The organism is Nannocystis punicea (assembly GCF_026965555.1).
Classification (GTDB): Bacteria; Myxococcota_A; Polyangia; order Nannocystales; family Nannocystaceae; genus Nannocystis; species Nannocystis punicea.
This window is the reverse complement of sequence record NZ_CP114040.1, coordinates 885,272-900,763: the sequence shown is the minus strand read 5'-3', so window position 1 is coordinate 900,763 and position 15,492 is coordinate 885,272. Positions and strand designations below refer to the sequence as shown.

Annotated in this window: 14 protein-coding genes; 8 read left to right on the top strand and 6 right to left on the bottom strand. The window is 72.6% G+C overall.

All coding sequences use genetic code 11. The features are described 5' to 3' along the window. The first annotated feature begins 272 nt into the window (after positions 1-272). Positions 273-1,337, top strand: a complete 1,065-nt coding sequence (locus O0S08_RS03330) for a HEAT repeat domain-containing protein (RefSeq protein ID WP_269037503.1) — start codon at positions 273-275, stop codon at positions 1,335-1,337. Positions 1,338-1,442: 105 nt separating this feature from the next. Here the strand turns inward: O0S08_RS03330 and O0S08_RS03325 are convergent, their stop codons facing one another. Both O0S08_RS03325 and O0S08_RS03320 read right to left on the bottom strand, forming a co-directional pair. After that, positions 1,443-2,057 (bottom strand): class I SAM-dependent methyltransferase, encoded by a 615-nt coding sequence (locus tag O0S08_RS03325; RefSeq protein WP_269037502.1) that lies wholly within the window; start codon positions 2,055-2,057, stop codon positions 1,443-1,445. Continuing rightward, positions 2,054-3,178 carry a DUF3419 family protein gene (locus O0S08_RS03320; RefSeq protein ID WP_269037501.1) on the bottom strand — a complete coding sequence of 375 codons (1,125 nt, stop codon included), beginning with the start codon at positions 3,176-3,178 and terminating at the stop codon, positions 2,054-2,056. The genes O0S08_RS03325 and O0S08_RS03320 overlap by 4 nt, the downstream gene beginning before the upstream one ends. A 169-nt stretch (positions 3,179-3,347) precedes the next feature. On the opposite strand from O0S08_RS03320, the gene O0S08_RS03315 reads away from it, so the two are divergent. From O0S08_RS03315 to O0S08_RS03305, 3 genes are all read left to right on the top strand, one after another. Then, positions 3,348-4,565: a glycosyltransferase gene (locus tag O0S08_RS03315; protein WP_269037500.1), complete on the top strand. Its 1,218-nt coding sequence runs from the start codon at positions 3,348-3,350 to the stop codon at positions 4,563-4,565. Further along, positions 4,562-5,878 (top strand): DUF6938 domain-containing protein, encoded by a 1,317-nt coding sequence (locus tag O0S08_RS03310; protein WP_269037499.1) that lies wholly within the window; start codon positions 4,562-4,564, stop codon positions 5,876-5,878. The genes O0S08_RS03315 and O0S08_RS03310 overlap by 4 nt, the downstream gene beginning before the upstream one ends. Positions 5,879-5,953: 75 nt before the next feature. After that, on the top strand, positions 5,954-6,442 hold the full coding sequence (locus O0S08_RS03305; RefSeq protein WP_269037498.1) for a YbhB/YbcL family Raf kinase inhibitor-like protein: 489 nt from the start codon (positions 5,954-5,956) through the stop codon (positions 6,440-6,442). A gap of 58 nt (positions 6,443-6,500) precedes the next feature. Here the strand turns inward: O0S08_RS03305 and O0S08_RS03300 are convergent, their stop codons facing one another. From O0S08_RS03300 to O0S08_RS03285, 4 genes are all read right to left on the bottom strand, one after another. After that, positions 6,501-7,214, bottom strand: coding sequence for a hypothetical protein (locus tag O0S08_RS03300; RefSeq protein WP_269037497.1), 714 nt, complete (start codon positions 7,212-7,214; stop codon positions 6,501-6,503). A 296-nt stretch (positions 7,215-7,510) separates the two neighbouring features. Then, complete coding sequence (locus O0S08_RS03295) at positions 7,511-9,088, bottom strand: outer membrane protein assembly factor BamB family protein (RefSeq protein ID WP_269037496.1); 1,578 nt, start codon at positions 9,086-9,088, stop codon at positions 7,511-7,513. A 237-nt stretch (positions 9,089-9,325) separates the two neighbouring features. Then, positions 9,326-9,601: a PAAR domain-containing protein gene (locus O0S08_RS03290; protein WP_269037495.1), complete on the bottom strand. Its 276-nt coding sequence runs from the start codon at positions 9,599-9,601 to the stop codon at positions 9,326-9,328. Positions 9,602-9,615: 14 nt separating this feature from the next. After that, complete coding sequence (locus O0S08_RS03285; protein WP_269037494.1) at positions 9,616-11,751, bottom strand: type VI secretion system Vgr family protein; 2,136 nt, start codon at positions 11,749-11,751, stop codon at positions 9,616-9,618. A gap of 429 nt (positions 11,752-12,180) precedes the next feature. On the opposite strand from O0S08_RS03285, the gene O0S08_RS03280 reads away from it, so the two are divergent. The 4 genes from O0S08_RS03280 to O0S08_RS03265 are packed head-to-tail and all read left to right on the top strand — an operon-like array spanning position 12,181 to position 15,489. Beyond that, complete coding sequence (locus tag O0S08_RS03280) at positions 12,181-14,037, top strand: HEAT repeat domain-containing protein (protein ID WP_269037493.1); 1,857 nt, start codon at positions 12,181-12,183, stop codon at positions 14,035-14,037. 5 nt (positions 14,038-14,042) lie between these two features. Further along, positions 14,043-14,432: a hypothetical protein gene (locus tag O0S08_RS03275; RefSeq protein ID WP_269037492.1), complete on the top strand. Its 390-nt coding sequence runs from the start codon at positions 14,043-14,045 to the stop codon at positions 14,430-14,432. Continuing rightward, positions 14,429-14,884 (top strand): hypothetical protein, encoded by a 456-nt coding sequence (locus tag O0S08_RS03270; protein WP_269037491.1) that lies wholly within the window; start codon positions 14,429-14,431, stop codon positions 14,882-14,884. The genes O0S08_RS03275 and O0S08_RS03270 overlap by 4 nt, the downstream gene beginning before the upstream one ends. 26 nt (positions 14,885-14,910) lie before the next feature. Then, entirely contained in the window at positions 14,911-15,489 is a 579-nt protein-coding gene (locus O0S08_RS03265) for a Uma2 family endonuclease (protein WP_269037490.1), read from the top strand. Positions 15,490-15,492 lie beyond the last annotated feature (3 nt).

Genomic DNA, 15,492 nt, shown 5'->3' with positions numbered 1-15,492 from the left:
GCAGACTATCAGACACCCGACAGACCGGTGACGGTCCCCGCACGCGGGTGTCCCGGACCTCGTCGCCGCAGTGGGCCGATTCGTACGCCGTTCTCTCGGCGAGGCACCACCGCCCCCGAACAACTCTCGGGACTGCGCCCGGCGATCGCCCCGCGCGCGAGCACTCGCAGCATTTCCTGCGCCCGGCTCGTCCGCCGAAATCACATGTCCCCGCGGACATGTCTCATCTCCCGCTTTTTCGCCGGGGCGGCTCGTGCTAGGCAAGCCGTCCGATGCTCGACCGCCTCGACACCGTCGACTGGTCCCGCGTACATCACGCCTACGGCCCGGCCACCGACACCCCCGACGCCTTGCGCGCGCTCCTCGACGGCGATCCCGAGCGCCGCCGCCGAGCTCATCGTCACCTGTTCTCGACCCTCCTCGACGATGGCCTGCGCAATCACGCCACCGCCGTCGCCGCGCCGTTCCTGGTCGAGCTCGTCGTCGATCCGCGCACCCCCGACCGCGCCGCCCTGCTCGGCATGCTCACCTGCAGCGTCGCCGGCCCCTTCAGCGTCGCCTCGCCGCCGATCCTCGACGACGGCGGCCCCGACGTCCACCCGATCCTCCGCGACATCTACCAGGCCGCCGAGGTCGCCGTCCCGCATTGCCTGCAGTGGGTCGAGTCGGACGACGAGCGGCTGAGCGTGGCCGCAGTGTACTTCCTCGCCAGCATGTGGCGCCGCGCGGACGAGATCGTGCCCGCCCTGCACGCCCGCCTGATTCGTTCGCCCGGCCCGGTGGTGCGGGCCATCCTCGCCTTCGCCCTCGGCCGCCTGCGACCCGACGATCCACGGCTCGCCGGGCTCCACACCGACGACCCCGACCCCGCCGTCCGCGTGATCGCGGCGGTCGGCCTGCTCCGCGGCGTCGGCGAGGTGCCGGAGCTCGCCCTCGCCACCATCCTCGCCGCGCTCGCCGACCCCGACGCCGTCCCCGGCCTCGAAGGCGTGCCGTGCGTCGAGCTGGGCGTCGCCGACCTCGGCCGCGTCCTCTGCAACCTGCCGCCCGCTCTCGGCGCGCGCGCCGTTCCACCGCTGTGCGCCGCGCTGCAACGTACCCACGGCTTCGCCGTCCTCGGCCTGGTCGAGCCGCTGCTCCACTTCACGTTCGGCAGCGCCGAACCAGCAGCGCGCGACCCGAACACGCTCACCCTCGAGCAGCGGCGAGCCCTCACCGCGATGCTCGAGAACCAGGCGCTGTGGCACCTGGGCGACCGGCACTTTCTCCTCCGCGAATATCACCTGCCGACCACGCGCGCCGCGATGGCCGCGTCGCTCGGCGTTCCAGAGCCCTGAGCGCCCCGCATACGGCTCGCACGCCGAGTCGTCCCGCGCCTCGGTGCACCGGCGTCCTCGACACCGCTCGTGCGACCGCATCAAGGCCGCGAACAGAGATCTCGCTCACCGCGGGCGGCGCAGGCGCGCGAGCACGTAGTAGCGACCTGGCCCCAAGACCATGTCGGCCCCGTGCGCCGCCAGCCACCCCGGCTCGAGCGGCGTCACCCGGTACAGCTCCAGCCACGCGCGCAGGCCGGCGGCGAGCGGGCGCGGCAGGCCGCGCAGGTCGGCGAAGTCGACCACGTAGACCTCACCGCCCGGGGCGACCTGGGCGAGCGCGTGCTGCAGCGCCTCGTCGCGCCGCTGCACCATCGACAGGCAGTACGAGAAGAAGATCCGCTCCGGCGGCACCCCGAGCACCGCGGAGTAATCGGCGTCCTCCGCGAACGCGCGCTGGAAGTGGGCCCACGGGCAACGCGCCGCCGCCCGCTCGAGCATCGCGTCGGCCGCCTCGACCCCGCCGTACAGCGCCCACGCCCGGCGGCGCTGCAACAGCTCGAGGTTGCGGCCGGTCCCCGGCCCCACCTCGATCAGCGACGACCACGGCGTCGCCAGCAAGTCATCGATCGCGCGGTCGCGGCCGAACAGGTAGTACTTCCGCGTGACGTCGTAGATCGGGCGGGCCGCCTTGTAATAGCGGTTGAGGAACACGCGGTGTTCGGACTGTTCGGGGGTCAATGGACGATCCTGTAGTAGTTGACGCCCTGGTACTGGCGCGAGCGGTCGAGCCGCGCCGCCGCGGTGCTGCGGGCCGACAGCGGCTGCAGGTGACGTCCCAGGCCGTGGCGGGCGATCAGCGAGTGCGGCTCGACGCTGCGGTACATCACGATCCCGCCGTCGCGGCTGGTGCGGAGGATCTCCGCGAACAGCTTGCGCTGCGCCGGCGCCGGCATCCAGTCGGGCGCGTCGCACAGGGTGTAATGCGACCACGTGTTCGGCCCGGCCTCCTTGAGCACGTCGAAGATGTTGCGCCGGTGGAACCGCGTCCGCGTCGGCGCGCCGAACGAGCGCGCGTGGCGATCGCGGCGCAGGTACGGCGGCACCGCGTCGGGCTCGTCGTGATTGTAGTGACCGGCGATCGCCGTCCACGCGAACCAGTTGCGGGCCAGGTCGGTGGCCGCCACGCGCTTGACGTGGTCGACCAGGAAGTCGACGATGCCCGTGCGCGAGGACTCGAGGATCCGGTCGCGCTGGGCGAAGTTGACGCCGATCGCCACCAGGTTGAGCGGGCTCTGCAGCACCGGCGCGACCAGCGGGTGGCGCATCACCGGCGTCAGCGTGGCGTCGATCATCGCCGCCCGCTGCTCGACCGGCGTCGCGCACAGCCGCCGCAGCCACGCCCCGTCGATCCCCGCCAGCCGCGTCAGCGCGGTGAACATCCGCGCCGTCAGGCCCTCGCGATAAAACGCCCGCTGGAACATGGCGTGCCGCTTCTGCCAGTAGCGCTGGATCCACTCCGGCAGCGTCCCGGACAACCACCGGATCACCGACTCGTGCTCGGGGTGCGCGCCGCGGCCGAGCAAGTCATAGAACAGCTCGTAGCTGCGCAGCCGCTGGGCCGCCGCGGTCTTGAGGGCGGCCAGCGCCAAATGGTGGGGGTTGATGTCGACCGCGTCGATGCTCCGCGGGTGGGCGCTGAGGTGGCCGGCGATCCTGCAACCTGCCCCGGAGATCCCGAGGACGGTGCTGGTCTCGTCGAGGTCGAGGAATTGCTCGTCGACCTCGCTGTCCTCCCACAAGATGTTGTAGACGAACAGCCGCGAGAAGATGTGCTGAAAGGCCAGGTCGCGCAGGTGCATCCGCGGCGCAGGAGACCACCCGCGCGTCACTGCTCGGCCGCATCGCCGCAAATCTTCGGCTCGCTCCGCGTGACGTCCGGGCCACGTGCTCGAGACGTCGTCGGCTCGCGACGACCGCGCCGCGCGGCTGTCGATCGCGCGTGACGCCGGTGCGCGAACGTGCGTGCTCGTGGACCTCTCACCTGTCCTTCACGCCTGGTCGCTGGTGTGCGGCGCCGCGCTCGTGTTCACCGGGGTCGCCCACGTCAGCACCCACGCGCTGCTCGGCCGGCGCGCCCGGCCCGGCGGCCCGCGACCGCCGATCTCGATCTTGCGGCCGGTGCGGGGCCTCGACGACGGCCTGCGCGACAACCTCGCGGCGCTGGCGGCCCAGGACTACCCGCAGTTCGAGATCCTCGTCGGCGCCGAGGACCCCGACGACCCGGCGCTGTCGGTCGCGGCCCAGGTCCGGCGCGACTTCCCGCGCACGCCGATCCGGATCGTCGCCGGCGGTCCGCCGATCGGTCACAACCCGAAGGTCAACAACCTCGCGCAGCTGCTGCCGCTGGCGACCCATCCTCATGTCCTGATCAGCGACTCGAACGTCCGCCCCGATCCCGGCTACCTGGCCGCGATCGCCGACGAGCTGGCCGACGCGCGCGTGGGCCTCGTGCACAACGTCCTGGTCGGCGCCGGCGAGCGCAGCGCCGGCGCCCTGCTCGAGAACCTGCACCTGGCCAGCTTCGTCGTCGCCGCGGTGTGCACCGCCGAGGCGCTCGCCGGCGTGCCGGTGGTGATCGGCAAGTCGATGCTCATGCACCGGGACGACCTCGAGCGCGCCGGCGGCCTCGCGGCGGTCAAGGACCTCCTGGCCGAGGACTATCAATTGGCGCGCCGGATCGCCGCCGCCGGCCGCGTCGTCCGCCTCTCCACCCACCCACTCACCACCATCAACGGCCACTGGGACCTGCGGCGATTCCTCAGCCGTCACCTGCGCTGGGCCCAGATGCGGCGCCGGCAGCACCTCGGCTATTACGCGCTCGAGCTGCTCGGCCAGCCGACGCCGCTGCTGCTGGCGCTGCTGGCCGTCGCGGCGGCCCGGCCCGAGCTCGCGGTGTTCGGCGAATCACCGGCGCGCCTGGCCCTGGCCGGGCTCGCGCTCACGTTCGTCGCCGACGCCGCGCTGTGGCAGCGCCTGCGCGGCGAGTCGCTGCCGCTGCGCGCCTTCGTGCTGGCGCCGGTCAAGGACCTGCTGATCTTCGCGCTGTGGTGGGTCGGCCTGTGGCGCCGACGCGTCGAGTGGCGCGGCCACTGGATGCGGATCGGCGTGCAATCGCGGCTCGAGTCGCTGCCGACCGACGCCCCGCTGCCGGCCGCGCCGGAGGCCTCGCAGGCGAGGTCGCCGTGACCTACGACCGCCGCCCCGCAGTCGTCGCCATCGACATGGGCTACGGCCACCTGCGGGCCGCCCACGCGCTCGCCGAGCCGCTCGGCGTCCAGGTGCTGCACGTCGATCGCGCCCCGCTGGCCGACGCGCGCGAGCAGGAGCGCTGGGCCCGCTCGCGCGCCTTTTATGAATTGATCTCGCGCGGCTCGCAGGTGCCGGTGGTCGGCCGGCCGCTGCGGGCGGTGCTCGACGCATTGACGGCGATCCCGCACCTCTATCCATACCGCGACCTCAGCGCCCCCGACCTGTCGATCCGCGCCCTGCGGCGGATGATCGACCGCGGCCTCGGGTCCGGCCTCGTCGAGGAGCTGAAGCGCAGCGGTCGGCCGCTCCTGACCACGTTCTACGCGCCGGCGCTGATCGCCGATCACGCCGGCCTCGACCGCATCGACTGCGTCGTCACCGACACCGACATCCACCGGATCTGGGCCCCCATCCTCCCGCGGCGCAGCAAGATCCGCTACCTCGTGCCCAGCCAGCGGGCCATGCGGCGCCTGCGGGTCTACGGCGTGCCCCCGGCGCAGATCGTCGTCACCGGCTTCCCCCTGCCGCCCGGCCTGCTCGGCGGCCCCGACCTCGCCGGCCTGCGCGAGCGCCTGCGCGAGCGCCTGGTCCGCCTCGACCCGACCGGCAGCTTCCGCGCCATGTACCGCGACGAATTGCGGCTGTTCCTCGGAGCTGTCCCCGAGGGCAGGTCGATCGCGCCGCTGCTCACCTTCGCCGTCGGCGGCGCCGGAGCCCAGGCCGAGATGGTCGAGCTGTTCCTGCCGCGCATGCGCCCCGCGATCGAGGCCGGCCGCCTGCGCCTCGCCCTGGTCGCCGGCGTGCGCAAGCCGGTCGCCGATTATTTCAAGGGCCAGCTCCACCGCGCGGGGCTGGACTCGCACGAGGGTGTACGAGTATTGCAGGCGGACTCGGTGCCCGCGTACTTCGCCGCCTTCAACGCGCTGCTGGCGGAGACCGACATTCTCTACACCAAGCCGTCGGAGCTGAGCTTCTTCGCGGCCCTGGGGATCCCTCTGGTGTGCGCGCGGCCGGTGGGCCACCACGAGCGGCTCAATCGTCGCTTCTTGCTCGAGGCCGGCGCGGGCTTCAAGCAGTGGGACCCGCGGCATACCGCGCAGTGGATCGACGAGTGGCTGCTCGACGGCACGCTCGCGGCCGGCGCGTGGTCGGGCTTCATGCGCCTGCCGAAGACCGGCACCTACCGGATCCTCGAGCTGCTCGGTTACTCCGTCGACGGCGACGGCCGCGCCCGATCGACGGGCGCGTGACCCGCCCGGCCCGTAACTCGCCTGAAATGATGCGCGCCCCGGCGCAATCGCCGACCTGCATACACTCGCGGCGCCATGCAGCTCCGCTCTCCCGCGTTCGAATCGATGGGGTCGATCCCCCGGGCTCATACCTGTGAGGGTGACGACACCTCGCCGCCGCTCGAATGGAGCGACGTCCCCGAGGGCACCCAGAGCTTCGCCCTGCTCGTGCAGGACCCCGACGCGCCCGACCCCGCCGCGCCGCGCCGCATTTGGGTCCACTGGGTCGTCGTCGACCTGCCGCCCGACCTGCGCGCATTGCCGCCCGGCGCCGCCGCGAGGCTGCCGACCGGCGCGCGCCACGGCAAGAACGACTGGAACAAGACCGCGTGGGGCGGCCCGTGCCCGCCGATCGGCCGCCACCGCTACTTCTTCGCCCTCTACGCCCTCGACACGCGGCTCGACGCCCTGCACGCGCCGACCCGCGCCGAGCTCGAGGCCGCGGTCGCCGGGCACATCCTCGCCCGCGCCGAGCTGGTCGGGACCTACGAAAAGGAGCTCGCGGCCCCGCGCCGCGTCGGCTGACGTCGCTGTTCACGAGCCCCGGCCTTCGACCGGGGCTCGTCGTCGCGGCCAGCCCCGACTATTGGTCCTCGAGGTTGCCGTTGCCGTACCCCTGGTCGATGTCGTGCACGCCGTCGAAGTTGGTGTCCATCAGCACGTGATTCTTGCGTCGCACCGCCAGGTTGTCCCGCCCGTCCCCGTCCCAGTCACCCACCAGGTACTCGTCCTCCATGTTGCCGTTGCCGTACCCCTGGTCGATGTCGTGCACACCGTCGAAGTTGATGTCCATCAGCACGTGATTCCCGCGCCGCACCGCCAGGTTGTCCCGCCCGTCCCCGTCCCAGTCACCCACCAGGTACTCGTCCTCGTCGTTGCCGTTGCCGTACCCCTGGTCGATGTCGTGCACGCCGTCGAAGTTGATGTCCATCAGCACGTGATTCCCGCGCCGCACCGCCAGGTTGTCCCGCCCGTCCCCGTCCCAGTCGCCCACCAGGTACTCGTCCTCGTCGTCGCCGTTGCCGTACCCCTGGTCGAGGTCGTGCACGCCGTCGAAGTTGATGTCCATCAGCACGTGATTCCCGCGCCGCACCGCCAGGTTGTCCCGCCCGTCTCCGTCCCAGTCGCCCACCAGGTATTCGTCCTCCGGGCCGCCGCCGCCGTACCCCTGATCGAAGTCGTGCACGCCGTCGAAATTGATGTCCTTCAGCACGTGATTCCCGCGCCGCACCGCCAGGTTGTCCCGCCCGTCCCCGTCCCAGTCGCCGACCTTGTAGCGGGTCTTGTCGCGTCGCACGCCACGCTCAGCCTCCTCGGCCGCGTCAGGAGCGGAGCCCGGGCCGCTCGCCAGCGAAAGGGCCAATCCAACAATCAGAGCGCTCTTCAGCATCGTTCGAACTCCTCCGTTTCGGGGAGCGAAGGTTTATCGAGCGCATCCGCTCCGTCGAGCGAGCGCTCGGACGCCTCGTGCTCGCACCGACAGCTCGGCGGCGAACATGCCCGCCGGGACATCGCGGACGTCGATAGATCCTGGTCCGGTTCACGCCGCATCGCTCGACCGGGCGCCCGGCCGTGCGACGAAGCGAGCGGCCGTCACTCGCGCGCGACGTACTTGCGCAGCCCGCCGACCGGGTCGCGCGCGTTCGGGTCGAGCGTCAGGATCTCGTAGATCCCGAGCGCGGTCAGGAACAGCTCGCCGCGCGGCGACAGGACCAGCTCTGTCAGCGACGAGTCCGGCGTGCTCTCGCGGTGCAAGATCACCCCGGTCTCCTTGTCGATCACCACCGCCTCGTTGCTCACCGACTTCGGCAGCGTCAGCACGCCGACGGTGACGGACGGCTCGACCTGGCTGAGCACCCCGTAGATCGCGTCGTCGGTCACGGTCAGCACCGTCGTCATCTGCGCGCTCGGCCCGAAGTCGCTGGCCCACTCGAGCTCGTAAGTGTCGCCGCGGTCGCGCAGCGCGTAGATCTCCTCGACCCGCTCCGCGCCGCTGGTGAACGCGTAGACCGTGCCGTCGCCGTCGAGCGCGACCGTGCCGAGCAGGCGCCCGCCCGGGTGCGCGAACACCCACGCCGGCGCGCAGCGGTCCGGCTCCGGGTCGGCGTCGGTGTTGTCGTCGCAGGCCGGCACGTCGATCATGTGGATGTGGCCGTCGCCGTCGCCGAGCACCGCCCGCTCGCCGTCGCTGCTGGCCACCACCGAGCTCGCGCTGCCCGCCTTCAGCGGCATCGCCCACCTGAACTTCAGGTCAGGTGCGTCCGCGGTCCCGACGATGTCGAGCGCCACCGCGGCGCCCGTGTGCTTGTCCGGCCCGCCGCCGACCGCCAGCACCTGCCGGCGCGCCGTGGTGCACACGGTGTTGTCGGCGAACCCACCCGAAGCGCCGAGCAGGCCGCCGAGGCCGGCGATCGCCTGGTCGTAGTGCTTGTCGCCGACCAGCCGGCGCAGGCGGGCGAGCACGTAGTCGGGCGCGCTCTCGATCGGCAGCATGGTCGGCTCGGCCGGCACGAACCCGGTCTCGCCGGCGACCGAGAGCTCGGCGAGGATCTTACCGCCTGTTCTTTCGACCATGTAAACTGTCCCATCGGACACCTGCGTCACCAGGTGACCGTCGGCGGTGAACTTGAGGCCGTAGCTGGCCCCGGCGGCGCTGGTGTTGGCCAGCGCGGTGACCCACCGGTCGGCGCCGGTGGCCGGGTCGAGCGCGCGCACGGTGTTGCCGGCGGTGAGGAACAGGTCGCCGTGCTCGTCGACGTCGATCGTCGAGGCCAGCGCCTCGAACGGCAGGTCGCAGCGCTTCCACACCACCTCGCCGGTGGCGGTGTCGACCGCGAACGCGTTGCAGCCGTCGTCCCCGGGGGTGGTGGTGAGGTAGGTGGTCTCGCCGTCGGGCGCGAAGGTGTTGGGCTGCGCCGAGGCGTGCGTCGCCAGGACGTGCCACTCGAGGTCGAACGCCCGCGGGCCGGCGCACGGGATCGCGTTGCTGTTCTCGCGCCCGGAGTGATTGCTCGCGTACGTGCCGGCCGGCGGATAGGGCGCGGGGTTGGCGAGCGTGCAGTGCTCGTCGGCCCACAGCGGCGGAGGCTCCGCTCCGGTCGGCGGCGTGGGCTCGGCGCCGCAGCCCGCGAGCGCGGCGACGAGGACGGACGTGTGCGGGGCGATTCGCATGGGACCTCCAGGTCCGCATAGCGGATCGGCCGCGCCCTTGGAAGCGGACCGCAGACCTCAGCGAGCCGCCGGCGGGACGGGTACGCCGACCTCTGCGCCGGCGACGCCATCGTCGAGCCCGCCCGCGGTCGCCGGTTGGACCGATCGGACATGTCCGATCGGGCAGCTCCGGCCCGCGGTCGCCGGTTGTACCGATCGAACATGTCCGATCGGGCAGCTCGGGCCCGCCGCCGCCGTCTAGCCGCCGATGAGGATCTGCGGGTAGCCGGCAGTGATCACGCCGCCGTGGGTCGTGGGGTCGCCCATGCGCGCGGCCGGCTTGCCGCCGACCATCACTGTCATCGAGCCGGTGGCGATGCTGTCGGCGCCGAGCAGGCACACGGCGGCGTCGCCGACCCGCGCGGCCGGCAGGAAGCCGATGAGCACGTTGGGCGCGCCGGCGGCGATCGGGCCGCCGACGTGCAGCGGCAACGGGCAGGTGTGGAGGTCGGTGACGCGGGCTGCCGGGGGCATTGGTTCCTCGTTTCTCAACCGGTGGGGGCCTGCTCGGCCGGGGTGGGCGCAGCGGGCGAGGTGGGCGTGGTGACCGACGGCGAGGTCGGCGAGGCCGGCGACGTCGCGGCCCCGCCGAGCGCCGCGCCGCCGCTGTTGAGCTTGACCATGACGCCCTCGACGCTGACGCCGCCGGCGTCGATGGTGATGAAGCCGCCCGGGCCCTGCAGGGTGATGCCGGCGGTCGCCTTCAAGACGAGCGTCAGGCCCTCGACCACCACCGCGCCGGTGGCCTTCAGGCTGGCGGCGCCGCCGACGCTGACGGCGCTGTTGGCGGTGATGTTGCAGTCGTGCGAGCCGCCGACCGAGATCCGCTGGGCCCCGGTGATCTTGAGGTCGAGGCCGAGGACGCCGACCGTCGCCTTCCCCGCGGCCTCGACGTCGACCGAGGAGTCGAAGCGAGCGCTCGCGACCCCGCTGACCCGGCTGTGCGAGGCGCCGACGACCTCGGTGTGGGCCTCCCCGCCGATCTTCGTCATCGCGTTGCCGCCGACGGTGCGGTGCTCGTCCTTGACGACCTGCGCCTTGCGGTCGTTCAGCACCTTGTGGTGCTCGTCGTGGCCGACCGTCTCGCGGCGATCGTTGCGCACGGTCAGGTCCATGTCGCGCTGGGCGTGCACGAACACCTGCTCGGCGCCCTTGGCGTCCTCGAAGCGCAGCTCGTTGAAGCCGCCGCCGGTGTACGTCTCGGTCTTGATCGTGCTCTTGGTCTTCTGGTCGGGCAGCGCGTACGGCGTGGCGTTGAGGCCGTGATACACGCGGCCGGTGATGATCGGCCGGTCGGGGTCGCCCTCGATGAAGTCGACGATCACCTCGTGGCCGACGCGCGGGATGAACATCGCCCCGTAGCCGTTGCCGGCCCACGCCTGGCTGACGCGGACCCAGCACGACGACTTGTCGTCCGACTTGCCGAGGCGGTCCCAGTGGAACTGCACCTTCACGCGGCCGTAGTCGTCGACGTGCACCTCCTCGCCGGCCGGGCCGACCACGGTCGCGGTCTGGACCCCGCGCACCACCGGCCGCGTCGTCGCCCGCGGGGCCCGGTAGGGCACCGCGCTGGGGATGCAGGTGAACTCGCTGCGGTAGACCATCGCCTGGTCGGCGGTGTGGTCGATGGTGCCGGGCTGCTCGCCGAAGTGGTGCACGCGCAGCACGCGGTACTCGCCGTCGAGCTCGACGCGCGGGTGGTCGGCCAGCTTGAACCCGAACCCGGGCGTGAGCCGCGGCGAGTCGCTGGTGCCGCGGCCGACCCGTCGCATCGCCTGCGCCGCCTCGAACTCGTGCTTCGCCAGCCGCTTGCCGAGAGCGACCTCCTGGAACTCGCCGGGGTAGTCGTAGAGCTCGAGCTCCGGCTGGGCCCCCGCGTGCTCGGCCTCGATCAGCAAGTCGGGCTTGTTCAGGTTGAAGTCGCGCAGCGTCACGTGGTCGGGGCGGATCTCCTCGCTCATGCGGAAGGTCCCGACGTGCTCCTTGTCGCGCACCATGTCGTCGACGCGGAACGGCAGGGTCGGCTCGCCGCTCATCAGCGGCGCGCCGGCGGCCCGGTCGCTGATCACCATCACGTGCCGCGTCGCCGCGTGGTCAAACCAGTACGTGATGCCCTCCTCCTCCATCAATCGGCTGATGAAGTGGAAGTCGCTCTCGCGGTACTGCACGCAGTAGTCGCGCGGCTCGTAGGTCCCGGTCAGCTCGAACTGCTGCAGCCGCCGGCGGATGCCGGACTCGTCGAGCACCTTGCGCACGATGTCCGGCGTCGACATCTGCTGGAAGATCCGCGAGTTCGTGCGCAGGAGCAGCTTGTACAGCTCCGGCACCAGGGTGATGCGGTACATCGCCCGCGGCCGCATCTCGCCGGTGTACTCGGCGCGGAGGATGATCCCGTGGACCAGCCGCGGCTCGCCGACGCCGACCACCTTGAGCAGCGCGTTGCAACCGACCAGCTCGCCGACCTCGATGTGGCGGGCGACGACGTCGAGGTGGAACTCGTACAGCGACGAGACGCCCTCGCTGCCGCTGAAGCGCACGACCCAGAAGTTGTCGGTCAGCCCCTCGATCTCGAACGTACACGAGCGATCTGCTTGACGTGCGACCAGCAGCAGCTCCGAATCCATCGCCGACCTCCAGTCCGGCTCTTATCACGCGCGCGCGCGCCGGTGCAACGCGCCGGGCCGCGCGGGCTGTTCCGCGCGCCGCCGGGCGAGACCGCGCCCCGCGGCCCGGCGGGCCCCTGGGCGGGGCTGTTCTTGATATGTCCTTCAAGACATGCCCCTTCGGACATTCCACATCGCGGCCCCCGCGCTGACGGGCCGCGGCGGACCGGCGAACACCCGACGCCCGCGAGCCCGAAGTCGTCTCGACCTTCCTCACGCACGCGCGGCCTCGAGGCGAGGCGAGCGGCGGCGACACGACGAGCTCCGCGCAGCACGAGCGAGGCACGCCTCGTCCGCACCACGCCGGGCCCGACGCGCCCCGGCCTGCCCCCCGAGGGCGCCCCACCTGCGGCTGCGGCGGCCCGGGCGCGCGCCTGCGGTTGTGCCATCATGGCCGACGTGCGCCTCGCCCGGAGCCGCGCCCCGCTGCTCGCCGTCGCCGCGTTCGCCGTCGCGGCCGCGGCCGCCTCGATCGCCGGCCGCCTCGGCGAACACCACCAGCGGCGGCGCAGCCACGACGCCCTGGTCCGCCACACCCCCGCGGTCGGTCGGGCAGGCTACGTCGGCTCGGCCGCGTGCGCCCCGTGTCACCCGGCCGCGCACGCCAGTTGGTCGGCCACTTACCACCGGACCATGACCCAGCGCGCCGGCCCGGGCAGCGTGCTCGCCCCGTTCGACGGCCGCGCGCTGGACGGCCCCGCCGGCCCGCACCGCCCGCTGCGCCGCGGAGACGAGTTCTGGGCCGAGCTGCCCGACCCCGAGGTCAAGCTCGCGCGCGCCGCCGACGGCTTACCTTTGGGACATGTCCCGACGGTCACCCGCCGCGTCGTCATGACCACCGGCGCCCACCACATGCAGGTCTACTGGGTCGAGAGCCCGCGCGACCGCCGGCTGCACGCCTTCCCCTCCGCCTGGCTGACCGACGAGCAGCGGTGGGTCCCGGTCGAGAGCACCTTGCTGCGGCCGCCGCAGGGCGACGTCGTCTACACCTGGAACCGCGCCTGCGTGCCCTGCCACGCGGTCGCCGGCCAGCCGCGGATCGACGACGAGCGCGTCGACACCCGCGTCGCCGAGCTCGGGATCGCCTGCGAGTCGTGCCACGGCCCCGGCCGCGCCCACGTCGACGCCCGCCGCAGCCCGCTCGCCCGCTACGCCCTGCACCTGTCCTCGGAGCCAGATCCATCGATCGTCCAGCCCGCGCGGCTCGACCACCGCCGCAGCGCCGAGCTGTGCGGCCAGTGCCACGGCGTCGCCCGCTTCCCCGACGAGGCGGCCTGGCTGGCCCGCGGCGACGCCTACCGCCCCGGCGAGCCGCTCGCGCCGCATCGCCAGTTGGTCCGCCACCCGGTGCGCGAGGCCCAGCCGTGGCTCGACGCGGTCCTCGACGAGGACCCGGAGTACCTCGCCGGTCGCATGTGGTCCGACGGCCACGTGCGCGTCACGGGCCGCGAGTACACCGCCCTGCTCGAGACCGCCTGCTTCCAGCGCGGCGAGCTGTCGTGCCTGTCGTGCCATCAGCTGCACGGAGCCGACCCCGACGACCAGCTGGCCGCGTCGGCGCGCGGCGACGGAGCCTGTACTTCGTGCCATGTCCTTCCGGACATCCAGGCGCACACCCGCCACCCGGCGGGCAGCGTCTCGTGCTACGACTGCCACATGCCGCGGACCACCTACGGCCTGCTCAAGGCGATCCGCAGCCACGTGATCGACAGCCCCGACCTGGCGGTCACGCTCGCCACCGGCCGCCCCGACGCCTGCAGCCTGTGCCACGTCGATCGCCCGCTGGCCTGGACCGCGGACCGCCTGCGGGCCTGGTACGGCCAGCCCGAGCCCGAGCTCGACGGCGATCAGCGGACCGTCTCCGCGGCTGTCCTTTGGGCCATCTCGGGCGACGCCGGCCAGCGGGCCCTGGCCGCCGACGCGCTCGGCCGCGGCGACGTCGTCGGCCCCGACTGGCGCGCGCCGCTCCTCGCCCACCTGCTCGCCGACCCCTACGACGCGGTGCGGCAGATCGCCGCCCGCGGCCTGCGCCGGCTGCCGAGCGCCGCCGGCGTCGACCTCGACGCGCTCGCGCCCCCCGAAGCCCGCGCCGCCGCGGCCGCCGAGGTGCTCACGCGCTGGCGCGCCGGCCCGCGCCCCGCCCCCGACCCCGCGCGCCTGGTCGACGCCGCCGGCGACCACGACGGCGCGGCAGTGCAGGCGCTGGCCGCCCGCCGCGACGAGCGGCCGATCGACCTGAAGGAATAGCCTCGATGCCGACCTCCGACCCCGCCCAGCAGTTGCTCGCGGCACACCGCGACGACATCGACAGCAACGAGCGGCCGAGGCCCACCTTTCACCGCGCCCTGCAATCGCTCGCTGCGCGCCGCGACGACATCGACAGCAAGGACAGGCCGCCGCTCACCTCCGACCTCGCCTTGCAATCGCCCGCGACCCGCTGCGACGACATCGACGTGAAAGAGCGGCCGATGCCCTCCGACCGCGCCCCTCGATCGCTCGCGGCTCGCCGCGACGACATCGACAGCAAGGAACAGCCGAGGCCCGCCTCCGGCCTCGCCCTGCAATCGCTCGCGGCTCGCCGTCAGCGCACGAGCGCTCTCGAGAAGGGGCTCGCGCGATCGATCTCGAGGAGCAGCGGATGACGACCCCCGACCCCGCGACCGCCCAGCGCTACGCCGCTCGTCACCTCCGCCGCGGCTGGCTGTGCCTCCTGGTGTTCCTCGCCGCCGGCCTCGCGCTCGAGTCGCTGCACGGCCTCAAGGTGGCCGCCTACCTCGACCTCGACCAGGCGGTGCGGCGGCACATGTGGACCCTCGCCCACGCGCACGGCGCCTTGCTCGGCCTGGTCCACCTCGGGCTCGCGACCACCGTCCGCGCCAACCCGTCCCTTGCGACATGTTCTCACGGGCATGTCGCATCGGTCAGCCTCGACCTCGCCAGCCTGCTGCTCCCGCTCGGCTTCTTCCTCGGCGGCCTGTGGCACTACGCCGGCGACCCCGGCCTCGCCGTGCTGCTCGTCCCGGTGGGCGGCGCGCTGCTGGTGGTCGCCGCGCTGCTGGTGCTGCTCGGCCTGCGTTCCGCACCGGAGGCGTGAGCGCGCGGCTGTGCTATGGTGAGCGGGTGTCGACCGCCCGCAAGCTCGCCACCTACGACGATCTCCTCGCCTACCCGAGCGAGATCAAGACCGAGATCTTCGACGGCGAGATCCACGTCCAGCCGAGCGCGCTCCCCGGTCACAGCCGAGCGCAGCGGTCGCTGAGCCACTTCATCGGCGGCCCCTTCGACGACGACACCCAAGGCCCGGACGGCTGGTGGATATTTATCGAGATGGACGTCCGCTTCGATCCGCACAACGTCGTCCGCCCCGACGTCGTCGGCTGGCGACGCGCGCGTCTGCCGGAGCCCTGGGACATGCGGCCGATCGACGTCGTCCCCGACTGGATCTGCGAGGTCCTCTCGCCCTCGACCGAGAAGATCGACCGCGTGCGCAAGCAGCAGCTCTACGCTCGCCACGGCATGCCGCATTACTGGCTGATCGATCCGGCCGAGCGCGTGCTCGAGGCCTATGTCCTCGACGGCGCACAGTGGCGCATCGCCGGCACGTACGACGACACCGCCCTCGCCCGCATCCCGCCGTTCGAGGCGATCGAGCTGCCCGTGGGCCGCCTGTTCCCGCCGCTGCCGTCGCCGCCCGCTTGACCG